At 31.1% G+C, this 24,971-nt stretch carries 25 protein-coding genes and 1 other annotated feature; all 25 genes read right to left on the bottom strand.

Features of this window, described 5'->3' with window-relative positions; all coding sequences use genetic code 11:
* Positions 1–60: 60 nt before the first annotated feature.
* The 25 genes from ABV008_RS11300 to ruvA all read right to left on the bottom strand — a co-directional run bounded on the left by ABV008_RS11300 (position 61) and on the right by ruvA (position 24,969).
* Positions 61–339: a metal-sensitive transcriptional regulator gene (locus ABV008_RS11300; protein WP_352419925.1), complete on the bottom strand. Its 279-nt coding sequence runs from the start codon at positions 337–339 to the stop codon at positions 61–63.
* 36 nt (positions 340–375) lie between these two features.
* Entirely contained in the window at positions 376–804 is a 429-nt protein-coding gene (locus ABV008_RS11295; protein WP_352419924.1) for a SoxR reducing system RseC family protein, read from the bottom strand.
* A gap of 21 nt (positions 805–825) precedes the next feature.
* On the bottom strand, positions 826–1,584 hold the full coding sequence (locus ABV008_RS11290) for a tRNA threonylcarbamoyladenosine dehydratase (protein WP_352419923.1): 759 nt from the start codon (positions 1,582–1,584) through the stop codon (positions 826–828).
* Between the two features lie 333 nt (positions 1,585–1,917).
* Positions 1,918–3,699, bottom strand: a complete 1,782-nt coding sequence (aspS, locus tag ABV008_RS11285) for an aspartate--tRNA ligase (RefSeq protein ID WP_352419922.1) — start codon at positions 3,697–3,699, stop codon at positions 1,918–1,920.
* A 4-nt stretch (positions 3,700–3,703) separates the two neighbouring features.
* Positions 3,704–4,969, bottom strand: coding sequence for a histidine--tRNA ligase (hisS, locus tag ABV008_RS11280; protein WP_352419921.1), 1,266 nt, complete (start codon positions 4,967–4,969; stop codon positions 3,704–3,706).
* A gap of 69 nt (positions 4,970–5,038) precedes the next feature.
* Positions 5,039–5,255, bottom strand: a binding site (T-box leader).
* 32 nt (positions 5,256–5,287) lie between these two features.
* Complete coding sequence (gene hemZ, locus ABV008_RS11275; RefSeq protein ID WP_352419920.1) at positions 5,288–6,772, bottom strand: coproporphyrinogen dehydrogenase HemZ; 1,485 nt, start codon at positions 6,770–6,772, stop codon at positions 5,288–5,290.
* Between the two features lie 2 nt (positions 6,773–6,774).
* Entirely contained in the window at positions 6,775–6,957 is a 183-nt protein-coding gene (locus ABV008_RS11270) for a hypothetical protein (protein WP_352419919.1), read from the bottom strand.
* Between the two features lie 64 nt (positions 6,958–7,021).
* Positions 7,022–7,645, bottom strand: a complete 624-nt coding sequence (locus tag ABV008_RS11265) for an MBL fold metallo-hydrolase (RefSeq protein WP_352419918.1) — start codon at positions 7,643–7,645, stop codon at positions 7,022–7,024.
* Positions 7,646–7,656: 11 nt separating this feature from the next.
* The gene (dtd, locus tag ABV008_RS11260) at positions 7,657–8,106 is read right to left on the bottom strand and encodes a D-aminoacyl-tRNA deacylase (protein ID WP_352419917.1); all 450 of its coding nucleotides are present in this window, start codon (positions 8,104–8,106) and stop codon (positions 7,657–7,659) included.
* 13 nt (positions 8,107–8,119) lie between these two features.
* A complete protein-coding gene (locus tag ABV008_RS11255) occupies positions 8,120–10,276 on the bottom strand; it encodes a RelA/SpoT family protein (protein WP_352419916.1) in 2,157 nt (718 codons plus the stop codon).
* A 171-nt stretch (positions 10,277–10,447) separates the two neighbouring features.
* On the bottom strand, positions 10,448–10,963 hold the full coding sequence (locus ABV008_RS11250) for an adenine phosphoribosyltransferase (protein ID WP_352419915.1): 516 nt from the start codon (positions 10,961–10,963) through the stop codon (positions 10,448–10,450).
* Positions 10,963–13,494 (bottom strand): single-stranded-DNA-specific exonuclease RecJ, encoded by a 2,532-nt coding sequence (gene recJ, locus ABV008_RS11245; RefSeq protein ID WP_352419914.1) that lies wholly within the window; start codon positions 13,492–13,494, stop codon positions 10,963–10,965. Before recJ ends, ABV008_RS11250 begins: the two co-directional genes overlap by 1 nt.
* Before the next feature lie 71 nt (positions 13,495–13,565).
* A complete protein-coding gene (locus tag ABV008_RS11240; protein WP_352419913.1) occupies positions 13,566–13,961 on the bottom strand; it encodes a LapA family protein in 396 nt (131 codons plus the stop codon).
* Between the two features lie 155 nt (positions 13,962–14,116).
* Entirely contained in the window at positions 14,117–15,004 is an 888-nt protein-coding gene (gene secF, locus ABV008_RS11235; protein WP_352419912.1) for a protein translocase subunit SecF, read from the bottom strand.
* Between the two features lie 13 nt (positions 15,005–15,017).
* On the bottom strand, positions 15,018–16,283 hold the full coding sequence (gene secD, locus ABV008_RS11230; RefSeq protein ID WP_352419911.1) for a protein translocase subunit SecD: 1,266 nt from the start codon (positions 16,281–16,283) through the stop codon (positions 15,018–15,020).
* 80 nt (positions 16,284–16,363) lie between these two features.
* Complete coding sequence (locus ABV008_RS11225) at positions 16,364–16,867, bottom strand: gamma carbonic anhydrase family protein (protein ID WP_352419910.1); 504 nt, start codon at positions 16,865–16,867, stop codon at positions 16,364–16,366.
* 10 nt (positions 16,868–16,877) lie between these two features.
* Positions 16,878–18,224, bottom strand: a complete 1,347-nt coding sequence (gene scfB, locus ABV008_RS11220; protein ID WP_352419909.1) for a thioether cross-link-forming SCIFF peptide maturase — start codon at positions 18,222–18,224, stop codon at positions 16,878–16,880.
* 116 nt (positions 18,225–18,340) lie between these two features.
* Positions 18,341–18,478 carry a six-cysteine ranthipeptide SCIFF gene (gene scfA, locus ABV008_RS11215; RefSeq protein WP_352419908.1) on the bottom strand — a complete coding sequence of 46 codons (138 nt, stop codon included), beginning with the start codon at positions 18,476–18,478 and terminating at the stop codon, positions 18,341–18,343.
* Between the two features lie 74 nt (positions 18,479–18,552).
* Entirely contained in the window at positions 18,553–18,942 is a 390-nt protein-coding gene (locus ABV008_RS11210; protein ID WP_352419907.1) for a TIGR04086 family membrane protein, read from the bottom strand.
* Positions 18,943–19,082: 140 nt separating this feature from the next.
* Entirely contained in the window at positions 19,083–19,403 is a 321-nt protein-coding gene (gene yajC / locus ABV008_RS11205) for a preprotein translocase subunit YajC (protein WP_352419906.1), read from the bottom strand.
* A 57-nt stretch (positions 19,404–19,460) separates the two neighbouring features.
* A complete protein-coding gene (gene tgt, locus ABV008_RS11200; RefSeq protein ID WP_352419905.1) occupies positions 19,461–20,579 on the bottom strand; it encodes a tRNA guanosine(34) transglycosylase Tgt in 1,119 nt (372 codons plus the stop codon).
* 44 nt (positions 20,580–20,623) lie between these two features.
* Complete coding sequence (gene queA / locus ABV008_RS11195) at positions 20,624–21,649, bottom strand: tRNA preQ1(34) S-adenosylmethionine ribosyltransferase-isomerase QueA (RefSeq protein WP_352419904.1); 1,026 nt, start codon at positions 21,647–21,649, stop codon at positions 20,624–20,626.
* A 12-nt stretch (positions 21,650–21,661) separates the two neighbouring features.
* Positions 21,662–23,308 carry a SpoIID/LytB domain-containing protein gene (locus ABV008_RS11190; protein WP_352419903.1) on the bottom strand — a complete coding sequence of 549 codons (1,647 nt, stop codon included), beginning with the start codon at positions 23,306–23,308 and terminating at the stop codon, positions 21,662–21,664.
* A gap of 44 nt (positions 23,309–23,352) precedes the next feature.
* Positions 23,353–24,363 carry a Holliday junction branch migration DNA helicase RuvB gene (gene ruvB / locus ABV008_RS11185; RefSeq protein WP_502929777.1) on the bottom strand — a complete coding sequence of 337 codons (1,011 nt, stop codon included), beginning with the start codon at positions 24,361–24,363 and terminating at the stop codon, positions 23,353–23,355.
* Positions 24,364–24,381: 18 nt separating this feature from the next.
* Positions 24,382–24,969: a Holliday junction branch migration protein RuvA gene (gene ruvA / locus ABV008_RS11180; protein ID WP_352419902.1), complete on the bottom strand. Its 588-nt coding sequence runs from the start codon at positions 24,967–24,969 to the stop codon at positions 24,382–24,384.
* Positions 24,970–24,971 lie beyond the last annotated feature (2 nt).

Genomic DNA, 24,971 nt, shown 5'->3' with positions numbered 1-24,971 from the left:
TTTTTAAAATATAAAATTGATTTCTAGGTAGTTTAAAAAACACTACTGAATAAGTTCAAATTACTTAGTATACTTTATCATTGTATCTATTAAATTATCTAATACTTCGTCTTCTCCCTTATTTTCAAGATATTTCTTTAAGCAATCTTTCATATGACTTTCTAGAATCATCCCACCTACCTTGTTGAGTGCTGCCCTAGCTGCTGCAATTTGTATCAAAATATCACCGCAATATTTCTCTTCACTTACCATTTTTTGTATTCCTTTTATTTGACCTTCTATTCTCCTAAGTCTTTTTTGAATGTTATCGCTATTATTGCTTTGTTTTATAGCTTCCATCCTCCATCCTCCTCTGCAAACAAAAATAACTATTAATTATTTGTTTACTATCCTGGTCATTTCAATAATTGTTCTATTATTCTTCTTAATTTTATTATCAACTAGTTTCAAAATAATATATGAAAATCCTAAAAAGGCTAAGCCCATTAAAAAGCCATATGTTTCGTAGCTAGAATGTCCAACAGACTTAAAAATATTTATTCCCCATATAATCCCTACTATCATAGCAAATAGTGGAAACAAATATACGATAATTGCTGATTTCAAAATTTGACTTGTATGAGCCTTAAGCTCCACATAATCCCCAGCTTTAGCTCCTAAAGTGTTCTTAACATCAAGTGACACTCCTTGTACATTGCAATTTGAACCACATGAAGCACAGTTTTCTCCACATGCAGAAGTTCTACCTACTACAACCTTTGCCATATTGTCACTAACGTTAACAACAAACCCAATTTGCTCCATTTCTCAACCTCCATAATTTAATTATATATTACTTATACCCAAAATGTCTTTGATTACCTCAGATGCAATAATTAAACCAGCAACTGAAGGCACAAATGAAACACTACCAGGTACCTGTCTTCTTACTACATTCAATCTATCCTTATTTAGACAAGTACAATTTGTTTCATAATCTTCACCAAGATTTTGAGGTTTTATAGGAATTTCCTTTGAATATACAACTTTAAGGCTTTTAATATTTCTACTCCTTAGTTCTTTTCTCATTACCTTTGCTAAAGGACAAACACTAGTCTTATAAATATCTGATACCTCAAGCATTGTTGGGTTTAATTTATTACCAGCTCCCATAGCACTAATTATAGGAATGTTTCTATTTTTACATCTTTCAATTAAATCTAGTTTTGATGAAACCATATCTATGGCATCTATAACATAGGTAAAATCATCATCTAACAGCCTTTCTGCACTACTACTATTGTACAATTCCTTATGAGTAACCACATTTGCTTTTGGATTTATTTCAAGTATACGTTCTTTCATTACTTCTACTTTAGGATTATCTATGGTTTTTCTAGTAGCATGAATTTGTCTATTTATATTAGTCAGGCTAATATCATCATTATCTACAAGTGCAAAGGATTCCACTCCACTTCTTGCAAGAGCCTCGACTGAAAAACTACCGACTCCTCCAATACCAAATATAGCAATCTTGCTAGTCTTTAGTTTTTGTAATCCCTCTGTTCCTATTAGCATCTCAGTTCTTGAGAAAGCGTGCAGCATATAATACCTCTCCTTATATAAATATCGTATTGTTTCAAATTAATGAACAAATAAATAATAGCACAGTTTTAGTTATGTATCAATAATATACTTTTTATTCTAATAGATGTTTAGGGGCTTCCTCTATTATGTACTACATCATATTCTTTGAATTCTATTTGTTATTATAAATTCCTTCTTAATATTTTTGAATTAAATAAATGTTTTAATTTTGAAATTATTTTTAGAATGCAAGCCGTCAAGAATACAAAAAGCCCAAGATATTCATTGCAAAACTAGGATTCTCGGGCTTTTAGATAATAACTTTATTTAGTAATTACCTAATTTTATTTTTTATTCTTTCACTGTAGTACTTACATGTATCTCTTTAAGCTGTTCTTCTGCTATTATAGTTGGTGCGTTTGTGAGTAGGCAGGTTGCACTTTGTGTCTTAGGAAAGGCTATAACGTCTCTAATATTATCTCTATCTGTTAAAAGCATTATTAACCTGTCAAAGCCATATGCTATCCCGCCGTGTGGTGGAGCTCCATATTTAAATGCTTCTAATAAGAATCCAAACTTATCCCATGCTTCTTCCATAGTAAAACCTAGCGCTTTAAACATTCTTTCTTGTAGCTGAGAATTATTTATTCTAATACTTCCTCCACCTATTTCGTCTCCATTTATAACTATGTCATAAGCCTTTGCTCTTACTTTTTCTGGTGCAGTCTCTAATAATTCTATGTCTTCGTCTACTGGATGAGTAAATGGATGGTGTTTTGCAACGTATCTTTTTTCTTCCTCATCATATTCAAATAGTGGGAATTCAGTTATCCAAACTAATTTATACTCATCATTGTTTATTAAGTTTAATCTTTTAGCTACTTCAATTCTTAAACTTCCTAAGGATGCAAAGACTACAGATGGTTTATCAGCTACTATTAGTATTAAATCTCCTTTTTTTGCCTCCATCCTTTCTATAATACCGTTTAGCTCTTCTTCCTTTAAAAACTTGGCTATAGGTGAAGTAATACCTTCATCTGATATTTTAATCCAAGCTAATCCCTTTGCTCCGTAAGTTTTAACAAAGTCCTCTAATTGAGAGATGTTTTTTCTAGTAAATTCTTCTCCATATCCATTTACATTTATTGCTCTTACATCCCCACCATTTTTTACATTATCACCAAATACCTTAAATTCACTATTTTTAACTATGTCAGATAAATATTTAATCTCAAATCCAAATCTTAAATCTGGTTTATCTGAACCAAACCTATTCATAGCTTCATCATAAGTCATTCTGTCTATTGGAAGTGATATTTCTACTCCTTTTAATTCCTTAAATATTTTATATATTAGTTTTTCATTTATAGCTAATACATCTTCAATATCAACAAATGACATTTCAATATCTATTTGGGTAAATTCTGGCTGTCTATTAGCTCTTAAATCTTCGTCTCTAAAGCATTTTACTATTTGATAATATCTATCCATACCTGATACCATTAGTAGCTGTTTAAATAGCTGTGGTGATTGTGGTAATGCATAAAATTTACCTGGGTTAACTCTGCTAGGCACTAAGTAGTCCCTTGCGCCTTCTGGAGTAGGTTTTGTTAGCATTGGAGTTTCAACTTCTACAAAAAAGTTTTCATCTAAGAATTCTCTTACTACTCTAGCAGTTTTATGTCTCACTTTTAAATTGCTTTGCATTGAAGGTTTTCTTAAATCTAAATATCTATATTTTAAACGCATAGCTTCAGCTACATCATCATTATCTTTAATATAAATAGGTGGAGTCTCTGCCTCATCTAATATTTTAAGCTCTTCAACAAATACTTCTATCTCCCCTGTTGGCAGCTCTTTATTTATAGACTGTCTTTTATATACTTTACCTCTAACAGCTAAAACATACTCACTTCTTATTGTTTCTACTTTATTGAAGGTTTCTTCTGAAATATTGCTGTCAAATACTACTTGTGCTATACCAGAAGTATCTCTTAAATCTACAAATATTAATGAACCAAGATTTCTTCTTTTTTGAACCCATCCCATTAATACTACTTCTTGTCCCTCGTTGTCTATTCTAAGATTTCCACACATATGTGTTCTTCTTAAACTTCCCATTGATTCTCCCATAATATTACCTCCCTAACTTGAATTTTAATTCATCAATTAAATTATTTAGCTTTACTTCTTGTTGTTCTCCAGTTTTCATGTTTTTAATTGATACTATACCTTTATCTACTTCATCATCTCCGATTACCATAGTGTATTCAGACTCTAATTTATCAGAATACTTAAATTGGGCCTTTATACTTCTTTCCAAGTAATCCTTATCAGCAGATATTCCATTTTTTCTTAGGTTATTTAACAGTCTAAAAGCTTCTTTGTCAGCTTTATCTCCAATTGTAACTATGAATATATCTAAGCCTTTTTCTCTAGGGACTTCTATTCCATTATTCTCTAGGGTAAGTAAAAGTCTTTCCATACCCATTCCAAATCCAACAGCAGGTGTTTGTGGACCTCCAAGCTCTTCTACAAGCCCATCATATCTTCCTCCACCACATACAGTACTTTGAGAACCTATTTCATTTGAAATAAACTCAAATGCAGTCTTTGTATAATAATCTAATCCTCGTACAATTTTAGGATCAACTTTATACTCAATGCCAGCTATCTCCAGATATTCCTTCACCTTTTCAAAGTGGTCGCTACACTCATTACACAGATAATCAACCATAAGCGGAGCATCAATTATTTCAGTCTGGCATCTTTCATTTTTGCAGTCCAAAATTCTCATAGGATTTTTTTCATATCTAGATTGGCATGTTTCACATAGGCTGTCTAATTTATCCTTTAAAAACTCTCTCAATTTCTTGTTGTATTCTGTTCTACATTTTGGGCATCCAATATTGTTAATACTAAGCTCTATACCTTCTACGCCAAGGATTTTATAGATATTATATACAAGGCTCATGACTTCAACATCCACTGCAGGATGGCTGCTTCCAAATACTTCTATTCCAAATTGATGAAATTCCCTTAACCTACCAGCTTGTGGTCTTTCATAACGATAGCATGGAGTAATGTAGAAAAATTTTAGAGGCATTGCACCTGAGTATAGTTTGTGCTCTATGAATGCTCTAACTACAGGTGCTGTCCCTTCTGGCTTTAAGGTTATACTCCTCCCTGCCTTGTCTTCAAAGGTATACATTTCTTTTTGTACAACATCTGTTGTCTCTCCTACTCCTCTTTCAAAAAGCTCTGTATGCTCAAATACTGGTGTTCTTATTTCTTTATATCCAAAGCTCTCACATACTTCTCTAAAGATTCTTTCGAGGTATTGCCATTTGAATGATTCTGTTGATAATACATCTTTGGTGCCCTTTGGCGCCTTTGTTAGCATACTTTTTCCTCCTTAATTGCTTTAATATTTTAAAAAATAAAAAACACCTCCATCCTTGTCAAATAAAATGACAGGGACGAGAGGTGTATTTCCCGCGGTACCACCCTTGTTGGACATATGTAAATATCCCACTTAAAAACCATTAACGCTGGTTAACGAATAGGCTTACTTTGTTTCAGCATATCTACTCCAGGATGTCTTCATTAAATATTAGTATCGATTTTCCACCATCATCGACTCTCTATTACTAAGCGACTTAACTACTCTTTCCATTCATAGTATTTATGTATTGCTTAATATTATAGTTTATGTAAATATTTATGTCAATGTTTTTATATATTTTTCCTTTCTTTGTATCATCTCCTCAACTCTAGCAATGTATTCTTTTAAATCTTTTACATTTGGTACTCTTTCTATCCTATTCTCTTTTGGATAGAAAATTTTAGTTATACCACCTGCACCTACTGCGATAATTGTTTGCTTTTCTTCCATAATTAGAATGTTATATATGCATTCTTTTTCCGTTCTAGAATATCCCACATTTTCATAATTTCCTAATATTTGTTTTTGCCTATACATATAATATGGATGCATACCCATATTGCTTGCATAATTTTTCGTAATAGACAACATTTCTTCTATAGTGTTTTGTTCAGCTAACGAGTATTTCTCAAGGTTTTCCTTTAATCTTGATGCCCTTTTTATTGCCATAGTATGAACAGTTAGATTTTCTGGATTTAGCTTCATTATTTCTTCCATAGTAGCTCTTATCTCTTTAGGACCTTCTTCTGGCAAGCCAACTATTATATCCATGTTTATAGTTTCAAACCCCATATCTTTAGCTAATTTAAAAGCGTCAATTATATCTTGTGGGGTATGTTTTCGTCCAATTAAAGACAGTGTTTTTTGGCACATTGTTTGAGGATTAATGCTTATGCGTTTTATATCATTATTTCTAAGCATTAAAAGCATATCCCTAGTAATTGTATCAGGTCTGCCCGCTTCAACAGTAAATTCTCTAATATTATTCTTATTAAAAGATTCATATATGCTTTTTATAATTCTATTAAGATTTTCTACCGGTAAAGAAGTTGGAGTTCCTCCACCTATATATACTGTATCTATTATCTTATCTTTTAAAAGAACTTTAGTTTTATGAATTTCATAAATAAGTTTATCAGTATAAATATCTACTAGCTCTTTATATTTACTTATTGGGTTGGATAGGAAAGAACAATATAGACATCTCGTAGGGCAAAAAGGTATATTCACATACAAGCTAAATTTATTGTTATCAACTAAGTCTGTAACTTTTTTCTCAACTACAGCAATATCTAATGTAAGCTTTGCTTTGTCCTCTTTCAACTTATACTCTTCAATCAATATGTTCATTATGTCAGTTTTCCCAACACCCTTACCTAATAAATTATGAACAATCTTAGTAGGTCTTATTCCAGTCAAAATTCCCCAAGGAACCTTGATTGAATTAATTTTTGACAAAGCATCAAAAATTGACTGTTTTATGGCAAGTTTAGCTATCTTAACATCATTATTATCTTTAATGTCAATTTTAGATATATCATCTATATTATCACTACTAATGATCTCTTTTCCTTCATAAACTTTTGTATTTACTGAAACTTTGTTTATGGTATTAGTCAAAGTGCTCATGATTAAAAGGCTCTGAGTATCAGTCAAAGCCTTATTTTCAATAAAGTTTATGTCTTTGTTAAAATAAAATACTTTTACCAATTCATTTACTTCATATCTAAAATTATGTCCCTCTAAGCATACATAAATCATTTTTATTCCCCTTGTAATTCAACATCATATTCACTGTACAATTTTGACAAATGAGATTTTGGAATCCTTAGCTCACTTGCTACCTCACTGTCATTTAACCCAATCTCTTTTAATTTTAGTAAATCTATTATTTCTATATCCTTCAAAAAGCTATTATCTTTATAGTTAAAGTACAAATTTTTCACGTTAAAGCCTCCCAAAGTTATTTGTTATTATTCTTCCACTTATCTTTGAGAGTATTCTGTTATTTTACTTTTTAGCAAAAGGATTAGTCTTTTTTTCAATTCCTATTGTTGAAGCAGGTCCATGTCCTGGCAAAATAATTGTATCATCATCATAAATTAACAACTTCCTATTAACTGAATCAATAATCGTATCATAACAGCCACCATAAAGGTCAGTTCTACCAATTGAACCTTTGAATAAAGTGTCTCCTGTTAGAATATAATTTTCTACTTTTAAGCTTATCCCTCCCATTGTATGTCCAGGTGTATGGATAACTTCAATATTTAAGTTTCCAATTTTCAAAATATCTTCAGCCTTAAGTAATTTATCTGCTTTAATGCTAATGCGATCAATGGACATTGTAGCAGACAGATTTAGCTCAGGATTTAATAGCATTTCCTCGTCTTTTTCATGAACATAGACCGGGCAGTTAATTTCATGTAAAAGACCTGGTATTCCAGCTATATGATCACCATGGGCGTGGGTCAGCACTATACAATTAATAGTAAAGCCTAGCTCTTTTGATTTATTTATAACTTCTTCAGGTTCACCTCCTAAATCTACTATCATAGCATCATTGGTGTCTTCGCACATTACAATATAGCAGTTGGCTGCATACACTCCTAGTGGTAATCTTTCAACGATCATTAAAAAACCTCCTAAAAATCCTTATTACTATCTATTATTATTGTGACTGGTCCATCATTTATTAGAGCTACATCCATATGCTCGCCAAAAACACCAGTCTTTACTTTTATACCATAGGTCCTGCACTTTTCAACGAATTTTAAATACATTTCATTAGCCAAGTTAGAGGGTGCTGCATTCATGAAATTAGGTCTTTTACCTTTTTTTGTGTCTCCAAATAAAGTAAATTGTGATACGACAAGTAATTCTCCGCTAATATCTAATAGAGAGAGGTTCATTTTATCATTTTCATCTTCAAAAATTCTAAGGTTAATAATTTTGTTGCTTAGATAATCTATATCTTTATCTTTATCATCATGCCCAACTCCCAATAATACTAAAAGTCCTTTATTTATTAAACTCACCATTTCATCATTTACTCTAACACTTGCTGTTGAAACTCTTTGTACGACTGCTCTCATGTAATTCTCCCTTCTAAGTTATAACCCTATATACATCGATAACTCCTTCAAGCCTTTTTATTTTTTTCATCAACTCTTTTAGTTGTTCAATGTCCTTAATTTCTAGTGTTAAATTAATAAGAGCTGTTTTTTCTTTACTTGTTCTCGCATTTAGTGATGTTACAGTAAGCTTCATATCTGTTAAAAGCTGTGTAATATCAGTTAATAGTCCAGATCTATCAGTAGCTTTGATTTGAATCTCAGCTTGATAGGATGTTTTCTTATCAGTGTCCCATTCTACATCAATAAATCTCTCCTGTATTTCTAAGCCCTTAACATTAGGGCAGTCACTTCTATGAACTGATACCCCACGTCCCCTTGTTATATATCCAACAATCTCATCTCCAGGGACAGGACTACAGCATTTAGAAAACCTTACTTTAACATTATCTACACCTTTTACTGAAATTCCTTGGGTTGGTTTATATTCTCTTTTTGATGCAATTTGCTTACTTACAATTTCCTTTTCATCTAATATTTGATTGTAGTACTCTCTATAGTTCTCTTTTAGTTTACTAATTACCTGAGGTAAAGTAATGCTTCCATATCCTATTGCAGCATATAAATCATCTACGTTATTTAAACTAACTTTCTTTGCTATGGATTTAAGCCAATCTTCCTTTAAGAGTTCTGTTAATTTATATCCTTGTCTTTTAGCCTCTTTTTCTAATAATTCTTTGCCTTTATTTATATTTGAATCTCTTTCCTCTTTTTTAAACCATTGTCTTATCTTACTTTTTGCTTGACTGCTAATAACTATTTTCAACCAGTCTCTACTTGGTCCACTACTACTTGATGAGGTTAATATATCGACAATATTGCCATTCTTTAATTTAAAGTCTAAAGGAACTATCCTACCATCTACTTTTGCCCCGACACAATTATTCCCCACAGCTGTATGAACCCTATATGCAAAATCTAAAGGGGTAGAACCTGCTGGTAAACTTATAACATCACCTTTAGGAGTAAATACAAAAACCTCATCAGTAAATAAATCGATTTTTAATGACTCCATAAATTCTTTAGGATCTTTGAGTTCTTTTTGCCATTCCAATAGCTGTCTTAGCCATGTTAACTTGTTCTCAAAACCATCTGTTTTGGTTAAGCCTTCTTTATATTTCCAATGAGCAGCTATACCATATTCTGCGGTTCTATGCATTTCCCAAGTTCTAATTTGTATCTCAAAAGGCTCACCTTGTGGTCCTATAACTGTAGTATGCAATGATTGATACATATTAGGTTTAGGCATAGCTATATAATCTTTAAATCTACCTGGTATTGGCTTCCATAGAGTATGAACAATGCCCAGTACTCCATAACAATCTTTTACCGAATCAACAATAACTCTAATAGCTGTTAGGTCAAAAATTTGCTCAAAAGTTTTATTTTGATAAACCATTTTTTTATATATACTATAAAAGTTTTTAGGCCTACCGCTAATATCATTTTCAATTTCCATCTCGTCTAGCTTTTCTTTTAAAACATCAATAACATTTCTTATATATGCTTCTCTTTCTCTTCTCTTTTTAGATACCTTTTCTACTAAATCATAGTATCCCTCTGAATCAATATATCTTAAAGAAAGATCTTCTAACTCCCACTTAATTGTTGAAATACCAAGCCTGTGAGCTATTGGGGCATATATTTCAAGTGTCTCTAATGCTTTTTCCTTCTTCTTAGCATCTGACATATATTCAAGAGTTCTAATATTATGTAGTCTATCAGCCAATTTAATAATAATGACCCTAATATCTTTAGACATAGCAATAACCATTTTTCTAAGATTTTCCGCCTGAGTCTCCTGTTTAGTTCTATATTTTAATTTTTTTAGCTTTGTAACTCCATCAACTAGATTGGCTATTTCTTCGCCAAATTCTTTAGCTAAGGTCTCATAAGTCACATCTGTATCCTCAAGAACATCATGCAAAAGCGCCGCAGCTATTGTTGCGGTATCCATGTTAAGCTCTGCTAAAATCATTGCCACATTAAAAGGATGAATAAAAAATCTTTCTCCTGAATTTCTAAGTTGTCCAGCATGAGCAGATTCAGAAAAATTATATGCTTTTATTATTAGTTCCATATTACCATGAGGATTGTACTCTTCAATTTTTTGAATTAAATTTTCTAACAATTTCCTCAACCTCTCACTAAAGTCTAGTTTCTACAAAATTATATAAATATAGTATAACAGATTCAAACGATTCATGAAATAATTAGATAAAAAAAATAAAACAAAGCATACAGTTTTTATAAAAACAGCCCAAATTATGGGCTGTTGTAAATTTTGGAAAATATATTTTTTCTATGAGAATTTTACTATTGAAAACACATCGTAATCTTCCAAGATTTTTCTTCCATTAATATCTTCTAATTCAATAAAAAATCCAACTGATGCTACTTCTCCACCTAGTTGCTCAACCATTTTACATGTTGATAGTGCAGTTCCTCCAGTTGCAAGTAAATCATCAATTATAGCGACTCTTTGTCCTTTTTCTATAGCATCTTTATGCATTTCAAGTTTATCTGTTCCGTATTCTAGCTCATATTCAAAACTTACGATCTCTGAAGGAAGCTTTCCTGGCTTTCTAACAGGTACAAAACCAACACCAAGTTCGTATGCAAGAGGAGCTCCTATTAAAAATCCTCTAGCCTCAGGTCCTACAATAATATCAATATTCTTATCTCTCAGATGATCTGCCATTTGCTTAATACATTCATGAAATGCTTCTTTATCTTTTAATACTGTTGTTATGTCTCTGAAATTAATACCTTTCTTAGGAAAATCCAGAATGCTTCTTATTTTGCTTTTAAAATCCATTATGCTTCCTCCTCTAATTTAGTTAAGAAATTTAATGCTGTTTTTAAATTGAATATTTCAGCTAATGCTCCATTAAGTTTTTCATAAACAGTAACTCTATACATATCAATTTTGTTATTAGGCATACTAAACATTTTCACAAATAGAAACTCATTTTTTATTGTATAATCTAGTAATTCTGCTTTTTTTAGTATTACCAAAATAGTTAGCAGCTTTAGTCTATTTATATTATTATTAGTTTTATCTGCTAATGAGTTTAAATATTTATCTGTTTCAATTCTAAGATATTCTTCTTTTCTTGAAATAAATGTTTTATATATTAATCTAATATCATCAATTTTGGGTAATATATATTCAATTAAAAATCTATTATTTGTAAAGTCACTTTCAACCACTTGGACTTGTACAGTAACATGTTTAAAAAAATCAATTATTTCCATTAAGTAACTTTCATTAAAACACATGTCATACAAAATAACTTTTTTATAATTTTTCATATTTAAACGATTTAAAGTGGGGTTAATAATAATGTCACATGATTTATGTTCTATAGGTGCATTATAGGAAATTCCTACTTTTTTAACAAGGTCTCGTCCCTCATATTGCATCGTATTTAGTAGCTTTCCTAAATTGAAAATATTATTGATAATAATTAAAATGCTATCATTTTCTTTTATGGTATTTATTATGTAGCTAGTTCTCTCATCATCACTTTGATTTTTTATAATAACATTATTAGAACAAAAATCATTCTTTTTATCAATTCCCTCAAGTATAGATAAAAGAGAATTTATGTATCCACCTGACTTTTCTAACTTTTCTTTATATGATGTAATAATATCTCTTATTATAAGCTGAACACTTTGCTGGCCCAAGAAATCGTTAATATCAATAGATACAACTAAATCTATTTTTTGACCAATTTTCAAATCATTATAATAACTACCAAAGTTAAACCCAATACAGTCTACATATTGGTCAGCCTTCATTATTGTTAGTTTTAAATGCTTGCCATCTTTACCTATAGGTCTAATTGCTTTAATTAAAATACCTCTAAGTAAAAAAATGGGACTTGGATTATTTATTCCAAACGGCTCAAGTAATTTTAGTTCTTTAGCAGAATCTAATATAACTTCTTCAATATCAATTTCTGCATCAACAATACTTTGAGGTACAAGGTCTATCTCGTCTAGTATTTCATCTGCAATATTATTTATTCTTTTTCTAAATTTATCAATTTCATCTTTTTTTATAGTAAGTCCTGCAGCCTGTCTATGTCCTCCAAATTTGATGAGTAAATCCTTACATTTGCTCAAATTCTCATATAAATCAAAACTTGAAATACTTCTTGCTGATCCCCTTCCTTCGTCTCCTTCAATAGATATCAAAATACTAGGTCTATGGTATTTTTCAGTTATTCTAGAACTTACTATACCTATAACTCCACTATGCCAATTCTCAGAGGCTATTACTAATATTTTGTCTTTATCTAAATCAACTTCTTTATTAATAATATATTCAGCTTCTTCTAATATCTTAGCTTCGATATTTTGCCTTTTTATATTTTCCTCATCTAACATATTAGCTAAACGCATAGCTTCATTATAATTCTTTGTAGTAAATAGATGAACAGCATATTTAGCCATTCCAATTCTACCTGTAGCATTTATCCTAGGTCCTATAACAAACCCAATATGTCCACTATTTATCTCCTTATTACCAAGGCCAGTAACTTCTAAAAGAGCATTTACACCTTGATTATCAGTATATTTAATCATATACAATCCATTTTTAACTATAATTCTATTCTCGCCTGTTAGAGATACTACATCAGCTACAGTACCTATAGCTACAATTGGAAGAATATTTCTGTAATCTATTTTTGTGTCTATTTTCAATGCTAACGCTTGTATAAGTTTTAAAGCAACTCCTACTCCAGCAAGTTTTTTAAAGGGATAATCGCTATCCAATCTATTCGGATTTATAACTGCTAAAGCCTTAGGTAGCTCCTCATCACATGTATGATGGTCAGTTATTATTAGGTCTATTCCAATAGCTCTGCAGTATTCTGCAACATCAAATGATTTAATTCCACAATCAACACTAATTATTAATTCTCCACCATTGCCTTTTATATAGTCTATAGCTTCATTGTTAAGTCCATATCCCTCAGTCATTCTATCTGGGATATAAAATTGTACATTTTCACATAAAGTTTTCAAATAAAGAATCAGAATTGATGTACTAGTGACCCCATCTACATCATAATCTCCATATATCCAAATATTCTCACCTTTGTGTATTGCTTCAATTATTCTGTCTACTGCTATATCCATGTCCATTAATAAAAAAGGATCTAAAAAATCTTCAATATTTGGATTTAAAAATTCCTCTACCTCTTCTATATCTATTATTCCTCTATTTATCATTACTTTTGAGGTAAGCCTTGAAATATTAAGGGCCTTACTAAGTTTTTCTACTGCTGAATTATCACTTTCAGCAATTTTTACCAGACTACTGAATTTTATCATTTGCTCACCTACTAAATAGAAAATACATTATCATTATAGCTTATACTTATATAGTGTTCAACAATAATATACTATTCGATACCAATAAACTTGTCATTTTCGCTAACATCAGGATTCTTTTCCTGTTCAACTTTTTTCTCATTATCTTCATCAATTATTTTATCATTATTTACTGTTTCTTTTGTTATCATATCTTCAACTTTATTCTCTAGTAATTGTTTTTCATTTTCTAAACAGCTAATTTGTTTGTTTTGTTCTTTAATCTTAATAGATAATTTTACATGCCTTACTAAGCCTAGCACAGTTACTATTATCGCACCTAAAGCTGCTGAAACAAAAATAACTATGGCCTGTGATACTTGAACCTTTGCAAAAAGAAAATCGATATTTACATTATTTCCATTTCTAAGTGCAAAAACCGCGACTATAATAGCGAACACTAATGATATAATAAATCCTGCTTGCATCTTAATACCTCCTCACTAAGTTTAGAAATTTTTATGTTTATAATGAAAATCTTCTCTTATGAGTATATATTACCATGATAATAATAGATTTAACAATAATTATTGTTCTGTAATAATGGAATAAAAAAGAAGAAACTGCCTGTGGGCAGTTTCAATTAGGCTCTATTCATATTTGTATTATTTTTCTCCTTAAGCTTTGTTTTTAAAAGGTACCATATTGGACTAGCAATAAATATTGAAGAATAGGTTCCTACTAATATACCTACAATAAGTGGAAAAGCAAAATCCTTAATTGCATCTACTCCCAATATATATAAAGTAACTATTGCTAATAATGTTGTAAATGAAGTGTTAATTGTTCTTTTTATTGTTTGCTTTATACTAATATTAACAATATCTTCATATTTTTCTTTCTTCATAAGTTTTAGGTTTTCACGAATTCTATCAAAAACTACTATTGTATCATTTATTGAGTAACCTACAATTGTCAAAATAGCAGCTACAAAGGAACTATCTAGTGGAATATTAAAAATAGCATAAACAGCTAAAACTACCAAAGTATCATGAATTAAAGCAATAATAGCAGCTAAACCAAACTTAACTTCGAATCTAAAAGAAATATATATGAGCATACCTAATGTAGCAATAATAATTGAAAGCCACGCTTTCTTTTGAATTTCACTTCCTATAGATGGTCCAAATTTTTCTGATCGTACAAGAGCATCATCTTTTAAACCATATTCTTCCTTAAATTTTGTAAAAACTTCGTTTCTTTCTTGGTTATCCAAATCTAAGGTGGATTTAACTATTATCTCTTTTTTATCAGTTCCAGCATGAATTATACTTGCTTTTGTGTCAAAAGTATCAGTGATTTTCCTAATTTCTTCAACCGAAACAGTTTTTCCTAAATCAATTTGCATTAAAGTTCCACCTGTGAAGTCTAAGCCGTAGTTTAATCCAGTAGAAAGTCCATATATAAGACCAAATACTATAACTAGAGCTGATAGTATGAAAAAAACATTTCTTTTCTTAATTATATTCACAATATTTCCCCCCTTACGCACCATAAAGTTTCGTATTTTTCACTAGGTTTGTTCCAATAAAGAGTTTTAATAAGAACTTTGTTATAAATACTGCTGTAATCATTGACGAAATAATTCCAATGATTAAAGTAACTCCAAATCCTTTTATTGGGCCACTTCCAAAATAATATAATACTAAACCTGCAATAAGAGTTGTTACATTTGCATCTAATACACTAGATAAAGCTCTCTTAAAACCGCTATCTACTGCTGTTCTGATGGTTTTACCTACTCTTAGTTCTTCCTTGATTCTCTCAAAAATAACGATGTTGGCATCAACAGCCATACCTATTGAAAGAATTAGTCCAGCAATACCTGGTAAAGTTAGTTTTACTCCTAATGCTATCATTATACCTAGTACTATTAATACATATATAGTCAAACTAATATCTGCAATAAATCCCGGTACTCTATATATGATAATCATAAATAAGAAAATTAGAGCCAAACCAATTGCACCAGCATAAATACTTCTATCTAAAGATTCAAGCCCAAGTGTTGGTCCGATAATAGATGTTTGAACTTCTTTAAGTTCCACTGGTAATGCTCCTGCCCTAATTAAAGTTGCAAGTTCACTTGCACTTTGAACATCAAATCCTCCCTCAATTACAGCTTTTCCATCATTTATTGTTGTTCTTACAACTGGATTTGATATAACCTTATCATCTAATACTATAAAAATAATCTTATCTTGATCATTAGTTTTGGACGCTAATCTTGAGGTAGCTTCTGCAAAGCTTGAAGCACCTTCTTTATCAAATTCTAAGGATACCACTGGTTCTTCTACACCTGTACTTACCTGTTGAAAAGCAACTTCTGACTTTTTCACATTTTTCCCTGTTACCACTATATTTCCTTCAGTATCAATAAATTGAAGTTGAGCTGTTTTACCAATCATATCAATAGCTTGTTGCGTATCTTTTAAACCAGCAAGTTCAACTCTTATTCTTTTATTACCTTCTCTAACTATGTTGGGTTCAGCTACCCCAAGACTATCCACTCTCTGTCTTATAATTGTCATAGCTTGGTCAACTTTTTTATCTAATTCTGCTCCTGTTTCATTTGTTTGAGCTTCTAGTAACACATAAACTCCACCTGCCAAGTCAAGCCCTAAGCCTACTTTTTCTCTAGCAGTCTGGATCTTAATCTTTCCTAAATCAACTCCAGACATGGCACTATAAGCTGTAACCCCAATTATCGCTAATATTAATATAAAAACTATTGTATTTCTAAGGTTCATTTTATTATTCCCCCTTCTATCTTCATAAAGACTATTATACAACCTTAACAACTTTGAAGTCAATACTAAGGCAATATTCGTCATTTCTTGTGTTTTTCTGCATATTTTACATAATCTACCGCAGATTGTTTTAACTGCTCAATTTCTTCATTAGTCAAACTTCTTACTACTCTAGCAGGAGAACCTAATACCAATGAACCAGAAGGAATTCTTTTCCCTGGAGTAACAATACTACCAGCAGCAACTAAAACATTATCCTCTATTCTCACTCCATCTAAAATAATGGCTCCCATGCCCACAAGTACGTTGTTTCCTATTTTACATGCATGAACTATTGCTTTATGACCTACTGTTACATAATCACCAATTTCAGTGCTATAATCCTTACTTATATGAATAACAGTACCATCCTGTATATTGGTATATTTCCCAATAGTAATTGAATTTTCGTCACCCCTTAAAACGCAATTATACCATATACTGGTGTACTCTCCTATGCTTACTTTCCCAATAATTTCTGCGCTTTTAGCAATAAAGCAACTTTCATGTGTATTAGGTTTCATGCATTGATATTCAGTTATCATTGCTCTCCTCCTAGTCTATATTTGCAGCAATTGATACTGCACACTCAATTCTCTTCTTCTCCATTTCACAACCTATAGAGTAGGGTTTAGTAATATCATTGTTGAAGTTATATGCATTAGCATGGCAGCCTCCACTACAGTAAAATTTGGCCCAGCAGTCTTTACAATCTTCCTTTGAATATACATTTGCACTTTTAAATTTATCTCTAAGTTTAGTATTTATAATTCCTGTATTTACATCTCCCATTTTAAATTCTTCATTTCCCACAAACTGATGGCAAGGATACAAATCGCCTTCTGGAGTAACTGCCATATACTCAACTCCTGCTCCACATCCTACTACTCTTTTAACAAAACATGGTCCATGGTTTAAATCTATCATAAAATGAAAAAAGTCAAAACCTCTTCCTTCATTATTCATTTTAATATACTCTTGTGATAACTCCTCATATTCTTTCAAGATTAAAGGTAAATGCTCCTCTAACAATGCATAATCTTGTTCTGGTTTTGCTACTACAGGCTCGACTGATATACTATTAAATCCTTCTTTATATAGACTAATTACATCCTTACCAAAGTCCAGATTTTTACTAGTAAATGTTCCTCTAACATAATAAGACTTATTTCCTCTAAGCTTTACAAATTCCAAAAACTTTGGAGTTATTACATCATAGCTTCCTTGTCCAGTAATTGTTGGCCTCATGTTATCATTGACTTCTTTTCTACCGTCTAGACTTAAAACAACATTATCCATATTTTCATTTATGAAATCCATTTTTTCTTTATCTAGAAGAACACCATTTGTTGTTATAGTGAATCTAAAAACTTTATTATGTTTTTTTTCTAACTCTCTTCCATAAGAAACAAGTTGCTTTACAACATTAAAGTTCATTAATGGTTCACCACCAAAAAAGTCTACTTCTAAGTTTCTTCTATTCCCTGAGCTCCGAACTAAAAAGTCTAATGCTTTCTTTCCTATTTCAAATGGCATAATAAGTCTCTCTCCATGAAAGTCACCTTGAGAAGCAAAGCAATATTTGCATCTAAGATTACAATCATGTGCTACGTGTAAACACAAAGCCTTAACAATATTTTCCTTGTTATATTCTATATTATCTATACTTAATTCTTTGCTAAATAATAGCCCATTTTCAATAAGCTCTTGAATTTCTTTTAGGGCATCAGAAATTGCCTCTTCATCATACTTATGATTTAAAGCACTTACTATTTCACACTTATTAGATGACTTCTCATAAAAATCTATAATATCCCATACTATGTCATCTACAACATGTACCGAACCGCTGTTAATGTCTAATATTAACTTTTTGTTATTTAATTCAAACTTATGTATCATGTTAGCCTCCTTATACTCAAAAAAATCATTATTATTTATAAGTGATAAATTTTCATAGAATCATTAATTCAAATTAAAAAGTAGTGGTTGCCCACTACTTTTTATGTAACAACAACTTATTTTTCACACTTCTGGTTTCCTACTGTACAAGAAGTCTTACATGCTGATTGGCAAGATGTTTGACATTCTCCACATCCGTGATTAGCAACAGTATTCTTTAAATTACGTCCAGTAATAGTTTTGATGTGTCTCATACTAATGCCTCCTTAAAAAAACAATTTATAATTAACATATTGATTATAACATAATAATATTGCTAAATAAAGGTTTATTTTATGTTTATACCTATCATTCCCCCTATACAACCAGTCACTATAGCCATTAATCCTTTAATTAAAGAATACTTATCTATTGTAAAATCTTCAATAAATAATATCCCCAAAATAAATATAACAAAGAAATACAAAACACCTATTAATCCTCCACTTAGCCATCCTTTTTTATCTACTTTTCTTGAAATAAAAACAGCCCCTGAAGTAATTCCTATAATCATAATAATTGAATTAATCAATGGTATAAGACTTTCTGAGAGCTTTGTATAAGTCAAAATAATTGTAAAAATAAAAATCAATATTATCGTTAATATTAGTCCTAAAATCGTACCTTTAATAATATCTGTATAATAGTTTGAACTATTCTGGTTCTTAAAATAACTCATAACTCCACCTCCTATATCCTTAATCAATATTTATGCTGTGCGTGTCATTTTATTACAAAAAATAAAAAAGATCCTCCAAGTTATTAATTAAAATAACTAAGAAAATCTTTTCATGTCATAGTTAAAAACTATATGTAGCCTTATTCTTCTGTTGTTTCTGATGATGCTTGAATACTACCTATAGCCCATTTAGTAATGTTAAATCTTGTTTTGTCGGAGCCTACTTCAATTGTTATTACATCATCTTTAATTTTCACAATCTTTCCGTAGATTCCTCCAATAGTTAATACCTCGTCACCAACTTTTGCACTATTTCTCATTTCTTTAATTTTCTTATCCTTTTTTTGTTGAGGTCTAATAATAAAGAAATAGAAGATAGCTAAGAATAATACTGGGAGCATCAAAGTTGATAATAAGTTCCCACTTTGTGCAGCAGCTCCAAATAATATGACTTCTCTCAAGACAGTCCCTCCTTTCCCTGTTTATTATTCTACATTTTCATTATAAATCCTTTATTTTTATTTTGTATATCCATATTTATTATAGAATTCTTCTTTGAACTTAAGTAGTCTATCTTCTTTTATAGCTTGCCTAATGTTTTCCATGAGTTTTAAGAGGAAGTAGACATTATGTATAGTTGCTAATCTTGCTCCCAATATCTCATCTACATTAAAAAGGTGTCTAATGTATGCCCTAGTATAATTTTTACAAGTATAACAATCACATTCTGGATCAAGACTTGTAAAATCCTTTGAATATTTTGCATTTCTTATGACGACCTTACCGCAGCTTGTAAGGACAGTTCCATTTCTAGCTATTCTAGTAGGTAGTACACAATCAGCCATATCTATACCTCTGATTACTGATTCAAATAAATAATCTGGACTACCAACTCCCATAAGGTATCTAGGTTTTTCTTTAGGTAATAATGGTACTGTATAGTCTAGCATCTCGTACATAAGTTCTGCAGGCTCTCCTACGCTTAACCCTCCTACTGCATATCCTGGAAAATCCAAGTCAATAATTTCCCTAGCGCTTTGTTCTCTTAAGTCTCTGTACATTCCACCTTGGACTATACCAAATAAAGCTTGAGTTTCAGGGTTTTTATTTGCCTCTTTACACCTCTTTGCCCATCTTGTAGTTCTCTCTAAAGATTGCTTTACATAATCCCAACCACTCGGATAAGGAGCACACTCATCAAAAGCCATCATTATATCTGAACCCAAAGAATTTTGAATCTCTATAGATTTCTCAGGACTTATAAAATGCTTAGAACCATCAATATGTGATCTAAACTCTACACCTTCTTCAGTTATTTTCCTCAATTCTCCTAAGCTAAAAACCTGAAATCCTCCACTATCTGTTAATATGGGCTTATCCCAGTTCATGAACTTATGTAATCCACCTGCCTCTTCAATAAGTTTATGACCTGGTCTTAAATATAAATGATAGGTATTACCCAAAATTATTTGAGCCCCTAAGTCTTTAAGTTCTTCAGGAGTCATTGTCTTTACTGTGGCTCTAGTTCCAACTGGCATAAATATAGGTGTCTCTATAACTCCATGCGGCGTATAAATTTTGCCTAATCTAGCTCCACAATCACTTGCTTCTTTTATTAATTCATATCTAAATACCATTATTGCCTCCTATTAATAAAAATACAATATTTCATATATCTTAATTACTTAATATACATAGCATCACCAAAACTAAAAAATCTATATCTTAATCTAATTGCTTCTTCATAGGCTCTTAAAACATTCTCTCTTCCTGCTAAGGCACTTATTAACATTATTAGTGTGGATTCTGGCAAATGGAAATTAGTAATCAAATTATCTACAATTTTGAATTTATATCCTGGATAAATAAATATGTTAGTCCAATCACTTTTAGGAGATACTTCACCATATTCATTACTTGCGGATTCTATGGTTCTCACAGAAGTAGTACCTACTGCTATAATTTTACCTCCTGAACTTTTAGTGTTGTTGATTATGTCTGCTGCATTTTTATCAATTTCATAATATTCAGAGTGCATATCATGTTCTTCAATATTCTCCACCTTTACAGGTCTGAAAGTACCTAAGCCTACATGAAGAGTAATATATACGATATTAACTCCCTTCTCTTTTATCTTTTGTAATAGAGATTCTGTAAAATGCAAACCTGCTGTAGGAGCTGCTGCAGAACCCTCCTTCTTTGCATAAACAGTTTGATATCTTTCTTTATCCTTAAGCTTTTCTTTGATGTAAGGAGGAAGTGGCATTTCCCCAAGTTTATCTAGTATTTGCTCAAAAACACCATGATATATAAATTCTATTATCCTTGTACCGCCATCTCTAACCTCTAGTATTTTTCCTTCCATTACTCCATCACCAAAGTCAAATATTGCTCCTGGTTTTGCTTTTTTTCCTGGCTTTACTAAAGTTTCCCACTTATCTTTAGTTATCCTCTTTAATAATAAAAATTCTACACTGCTACCTGTATCTTTTCGGTGACCAAATAGCCTTGCTGGAATTACTCTAGTATTATTTAATACTAGACAATCCCCTTTATTCAAATATTGTGTTATATCCGAAAAAAAACTGTGTTCTGTTTCTCCTGTCTTCTTATCTAAAACTAGCAGTCTAGAGCCTTCTCTATTTGCTATTGGAGTTTGTGCTATAAGCTCTTCTGGTAAATTAAAATAAAAATCTTCTTTTCTCATTGTTATCATCCTTTACTCAACTATTGCTCCAGTATAATAATGTTCTAAAATCTGCACATAGTCATATCCTAGTTCAGCCATTTTTTTAGCTCCCCATTGACTCATACCTACTCCATGACCCCAGCCCTTACCAATAAATACATATTTTCCAACACTATCTATTGAATTATTATCTAGTTCATTATATATTTCATAAGTACTTGAACCATCTGATATTGTTATACCATTTGATAAAAATATAGAATCCAAAACACTTAGCCCATCAGAAGTTATGACAGCAGCTTCAGCAATTGGCTTTTTTATAATGTCTCCATTACTAAAATTATATATGTAAATATCTCTTGTTGAAATATTACTACCTTCACCATAAAATTTCACTTTAAATAATGTACTCTTGATATTTGATGTCCCAAAAATTTGTCTTGTTTTTTCTTTTGCTAGTATTTGAGTTCCCATTGTTCCCTTGACCATTAATTCTTGAACTCTTCCACTTGGAGACGTTGATAGAATTTCGACTTCAGTTATATACCCAACATCTAAGCCATTTTCGAAAAGCTTGTTTCTTATTTCTTCTTCACTAATTACAAATTGCCATGTATCATAGGGAGAACCTAAGGAAAAATCATCTTTGACCCCACTAAGGTATGGAAAACTATTACTCCACACATTCTCACTATTCTCAGTAAATCCTCCACTTGAAGAATGATAATAAGCATCTACTAGCTTACCATTATAAGTTAATATTTTCCCAGATGTTTCATCAACAGCCTTATTAGTCATTATATTTTCCGAATTGTACCCTCCATATACTTGACAATGTTGAGTATCACATAATTCATAGCCTTCATTACTATGCTTATTTTTATATAATAAAGCATAGTTCTTTGCTGCTATTGCTTGGGCTTTCAATGCCTCTAACGGCCAAGAAGGAGGCATTTCTTTTGGCACAACTCCATACAAATAATGCTGAATACTAACGTTATTTATTACTACTAACTCATTTTCATTTCTAGAAAAAGTGATGAAATCTCTATAACTAGCACCTTCAACTTTGACTAAGTCTTTATATTGTGTAGATAATGAAGATAAATGGATATCTTGATTTTTATCAAACATCAACACTATTTCATTATTTTCATTTAATATCATAATTCTATCCTTACTGTCAAGAGCAATATCGGTCAAGTTATTTAAATAATCCATATATTCTGCTGCCTCTTCCATAGCTTTTCTCTCTGATATAAACTGCCCTATCCAAATTTCAAAAAAATCTTGATTATAATAGACAAATGCATCTATGTTTAAGCTTCTAAGTTTTTTTACTTCATATGAGGCCTCATCATATGCAGTAAATGCTTTGTTAGTCCTTATATGAAAAGGTCCACAAGTAGCAGCAGATACATCATCAGCCTTAGTGTAATTTCCAAATATATTTATATAATAACCATCTATCCTAACAGTTAATCTACTTTCATCAATATTGAAAAGTGCATTATAACCATCTTTCCACTTTCCTACTCGAAATCCTTCACTACTAAGGTTTACCGAAAAAACCGATTTCAAAGGTGATTTTAGTCCGATTTTTACATAATCATCTTCACTTGCAAGCACCTGGTTTGATAGAACAAAAGATATAAATAATGCTAAGAAAATTGTCAAGAAATATCTCTTCAAATTAACACCCCTCTACTTTTGTGTACTTATTAATCTTCTCTGTACTCTATTCCAAAATAATCATAACATCTTTTTGTAGCAACCCTTCCTCTAGGGGTCCTATTCAAAAATCCTAATTGTAAAAGATAAGGCTCGTACACATCTTCTATGGTAGTTCGCTCTTCACCTGTAGAAGCAGCCAATGTATCTAATCCAACTGGACCACCACCGAAATTATTAATTATAGTTAATATTAACTTTTTATCTACACTATCTAATCCAAGTGGATCAACTTCTAGTAGTTTTAAGGCTTTATTTGCTACTTCCTTTGTTATATTTCCATTCTCTACTACTTCAGCATAATCCCTTACTCTTTTTAGTAGTCTATTGGCAATTCTTGGTGTTCCTCTTGATCGTTTTGCAATTTCTAAAGCTCCATCCTTATCTATCATAACATCTAATATACTAGCTGATCTCACAACTATTTTCTTTAAACTTTCAGTATCATATAAATCAAGCTTGCATATAACTCCAAATCTATCCCTTAAAGGTGAAGTTAATAAACCAGCTCTAGTAGTTGCACCAATGAGAGTAAATTTAGAAAGGTCTAGCCTTATCGATCTAGCACTTGGTCCTTTTCCAATTATTATGTCAAGTGCATAATCTTCCATAGCAGGATAAAGTACTTCTTCAACGCTCCTATTTAATCTATGGATCTCATCAATAAATAAAACATCATTTTCAGATAAATTTGTCAATATAGCTGCTAGATCCCCAGGCCTCTCTATTGCAGGTCCTGAAGTAATTCTTATATTTACACCCATCTCATTAGAAATGATATTAGCAAGCGTTGTTTTACCAAGTCCTGGAGGTCCATATAGAAGCACGTGATCAAGGGGTTCGTTTCTACCCTTTGCAGCTTTAATAAATATATCAAGCTTTTCCTTTACTTTATGTTGTCCAATATATTCATCCAATGTTCTTGGCCTTAAAGTTGTCTCAATGTCAGTATCTTCTTCTTTTAAATTCCTTGTAACAATTCTATTATTAATATCATCCATGATATCAAAATCCTTTCTTTATTTTGATAGTTTCCTTAAAGCAAGCTTGATTATTTCTTCTGTTCTTTTCCCCTGAGTATCTATTGAAGACAATACCTTGAATATTTCATTCCTTGTATATCCAAGAGTAGTTAAAGCTACAATAACCTCTTCAGTTTCATCCACAGCCACAGAAACATCAACCCCTTCTTCATAGGTAATATTATCATCAATTTTATCCTTTAGTTCAAGTATAATTCTTTCAGCAGTTTTTTTACCTATTCCTGGTGCCCTAGAAAGTGCACCAACATCACTGCTTAATATTGAGATTTTAATGTTTGAAGGATTCAAAGTAGATAGCAACCCAATAGCAACCTTAGGTCCTATTTTAGTTACGGTAATTAACTGCTTAAACATTTTTAGCTCCTCACTAGTTATAAATCCATAAAGACTTAATACATCTTCCCTTACGATTAAATGTGTAAGTATTTTTCTATTCTTAGTATTTTGTCCAATGTCCATTATTGTGTTTTTTGAGGTATATACAATATAACCAATTCCATTATTTTCTACAACTATATAATCTTCGCTTATCTCTTCAATATTACCAATTATATATTGATACAAAA

This window comes from Proteiniborus sp., from assembly GCF_040308045.1.
GTDB lineage: Bacteria > Bacillota > Clostridia > Tissierellales > Proteiniboraceae > Proteiniborus.
The sequence above is the reverse complement of the archived record's forward strand: the minus strand, read 5'-3'. Positions and strand labels throughout refer to the sequence as shown.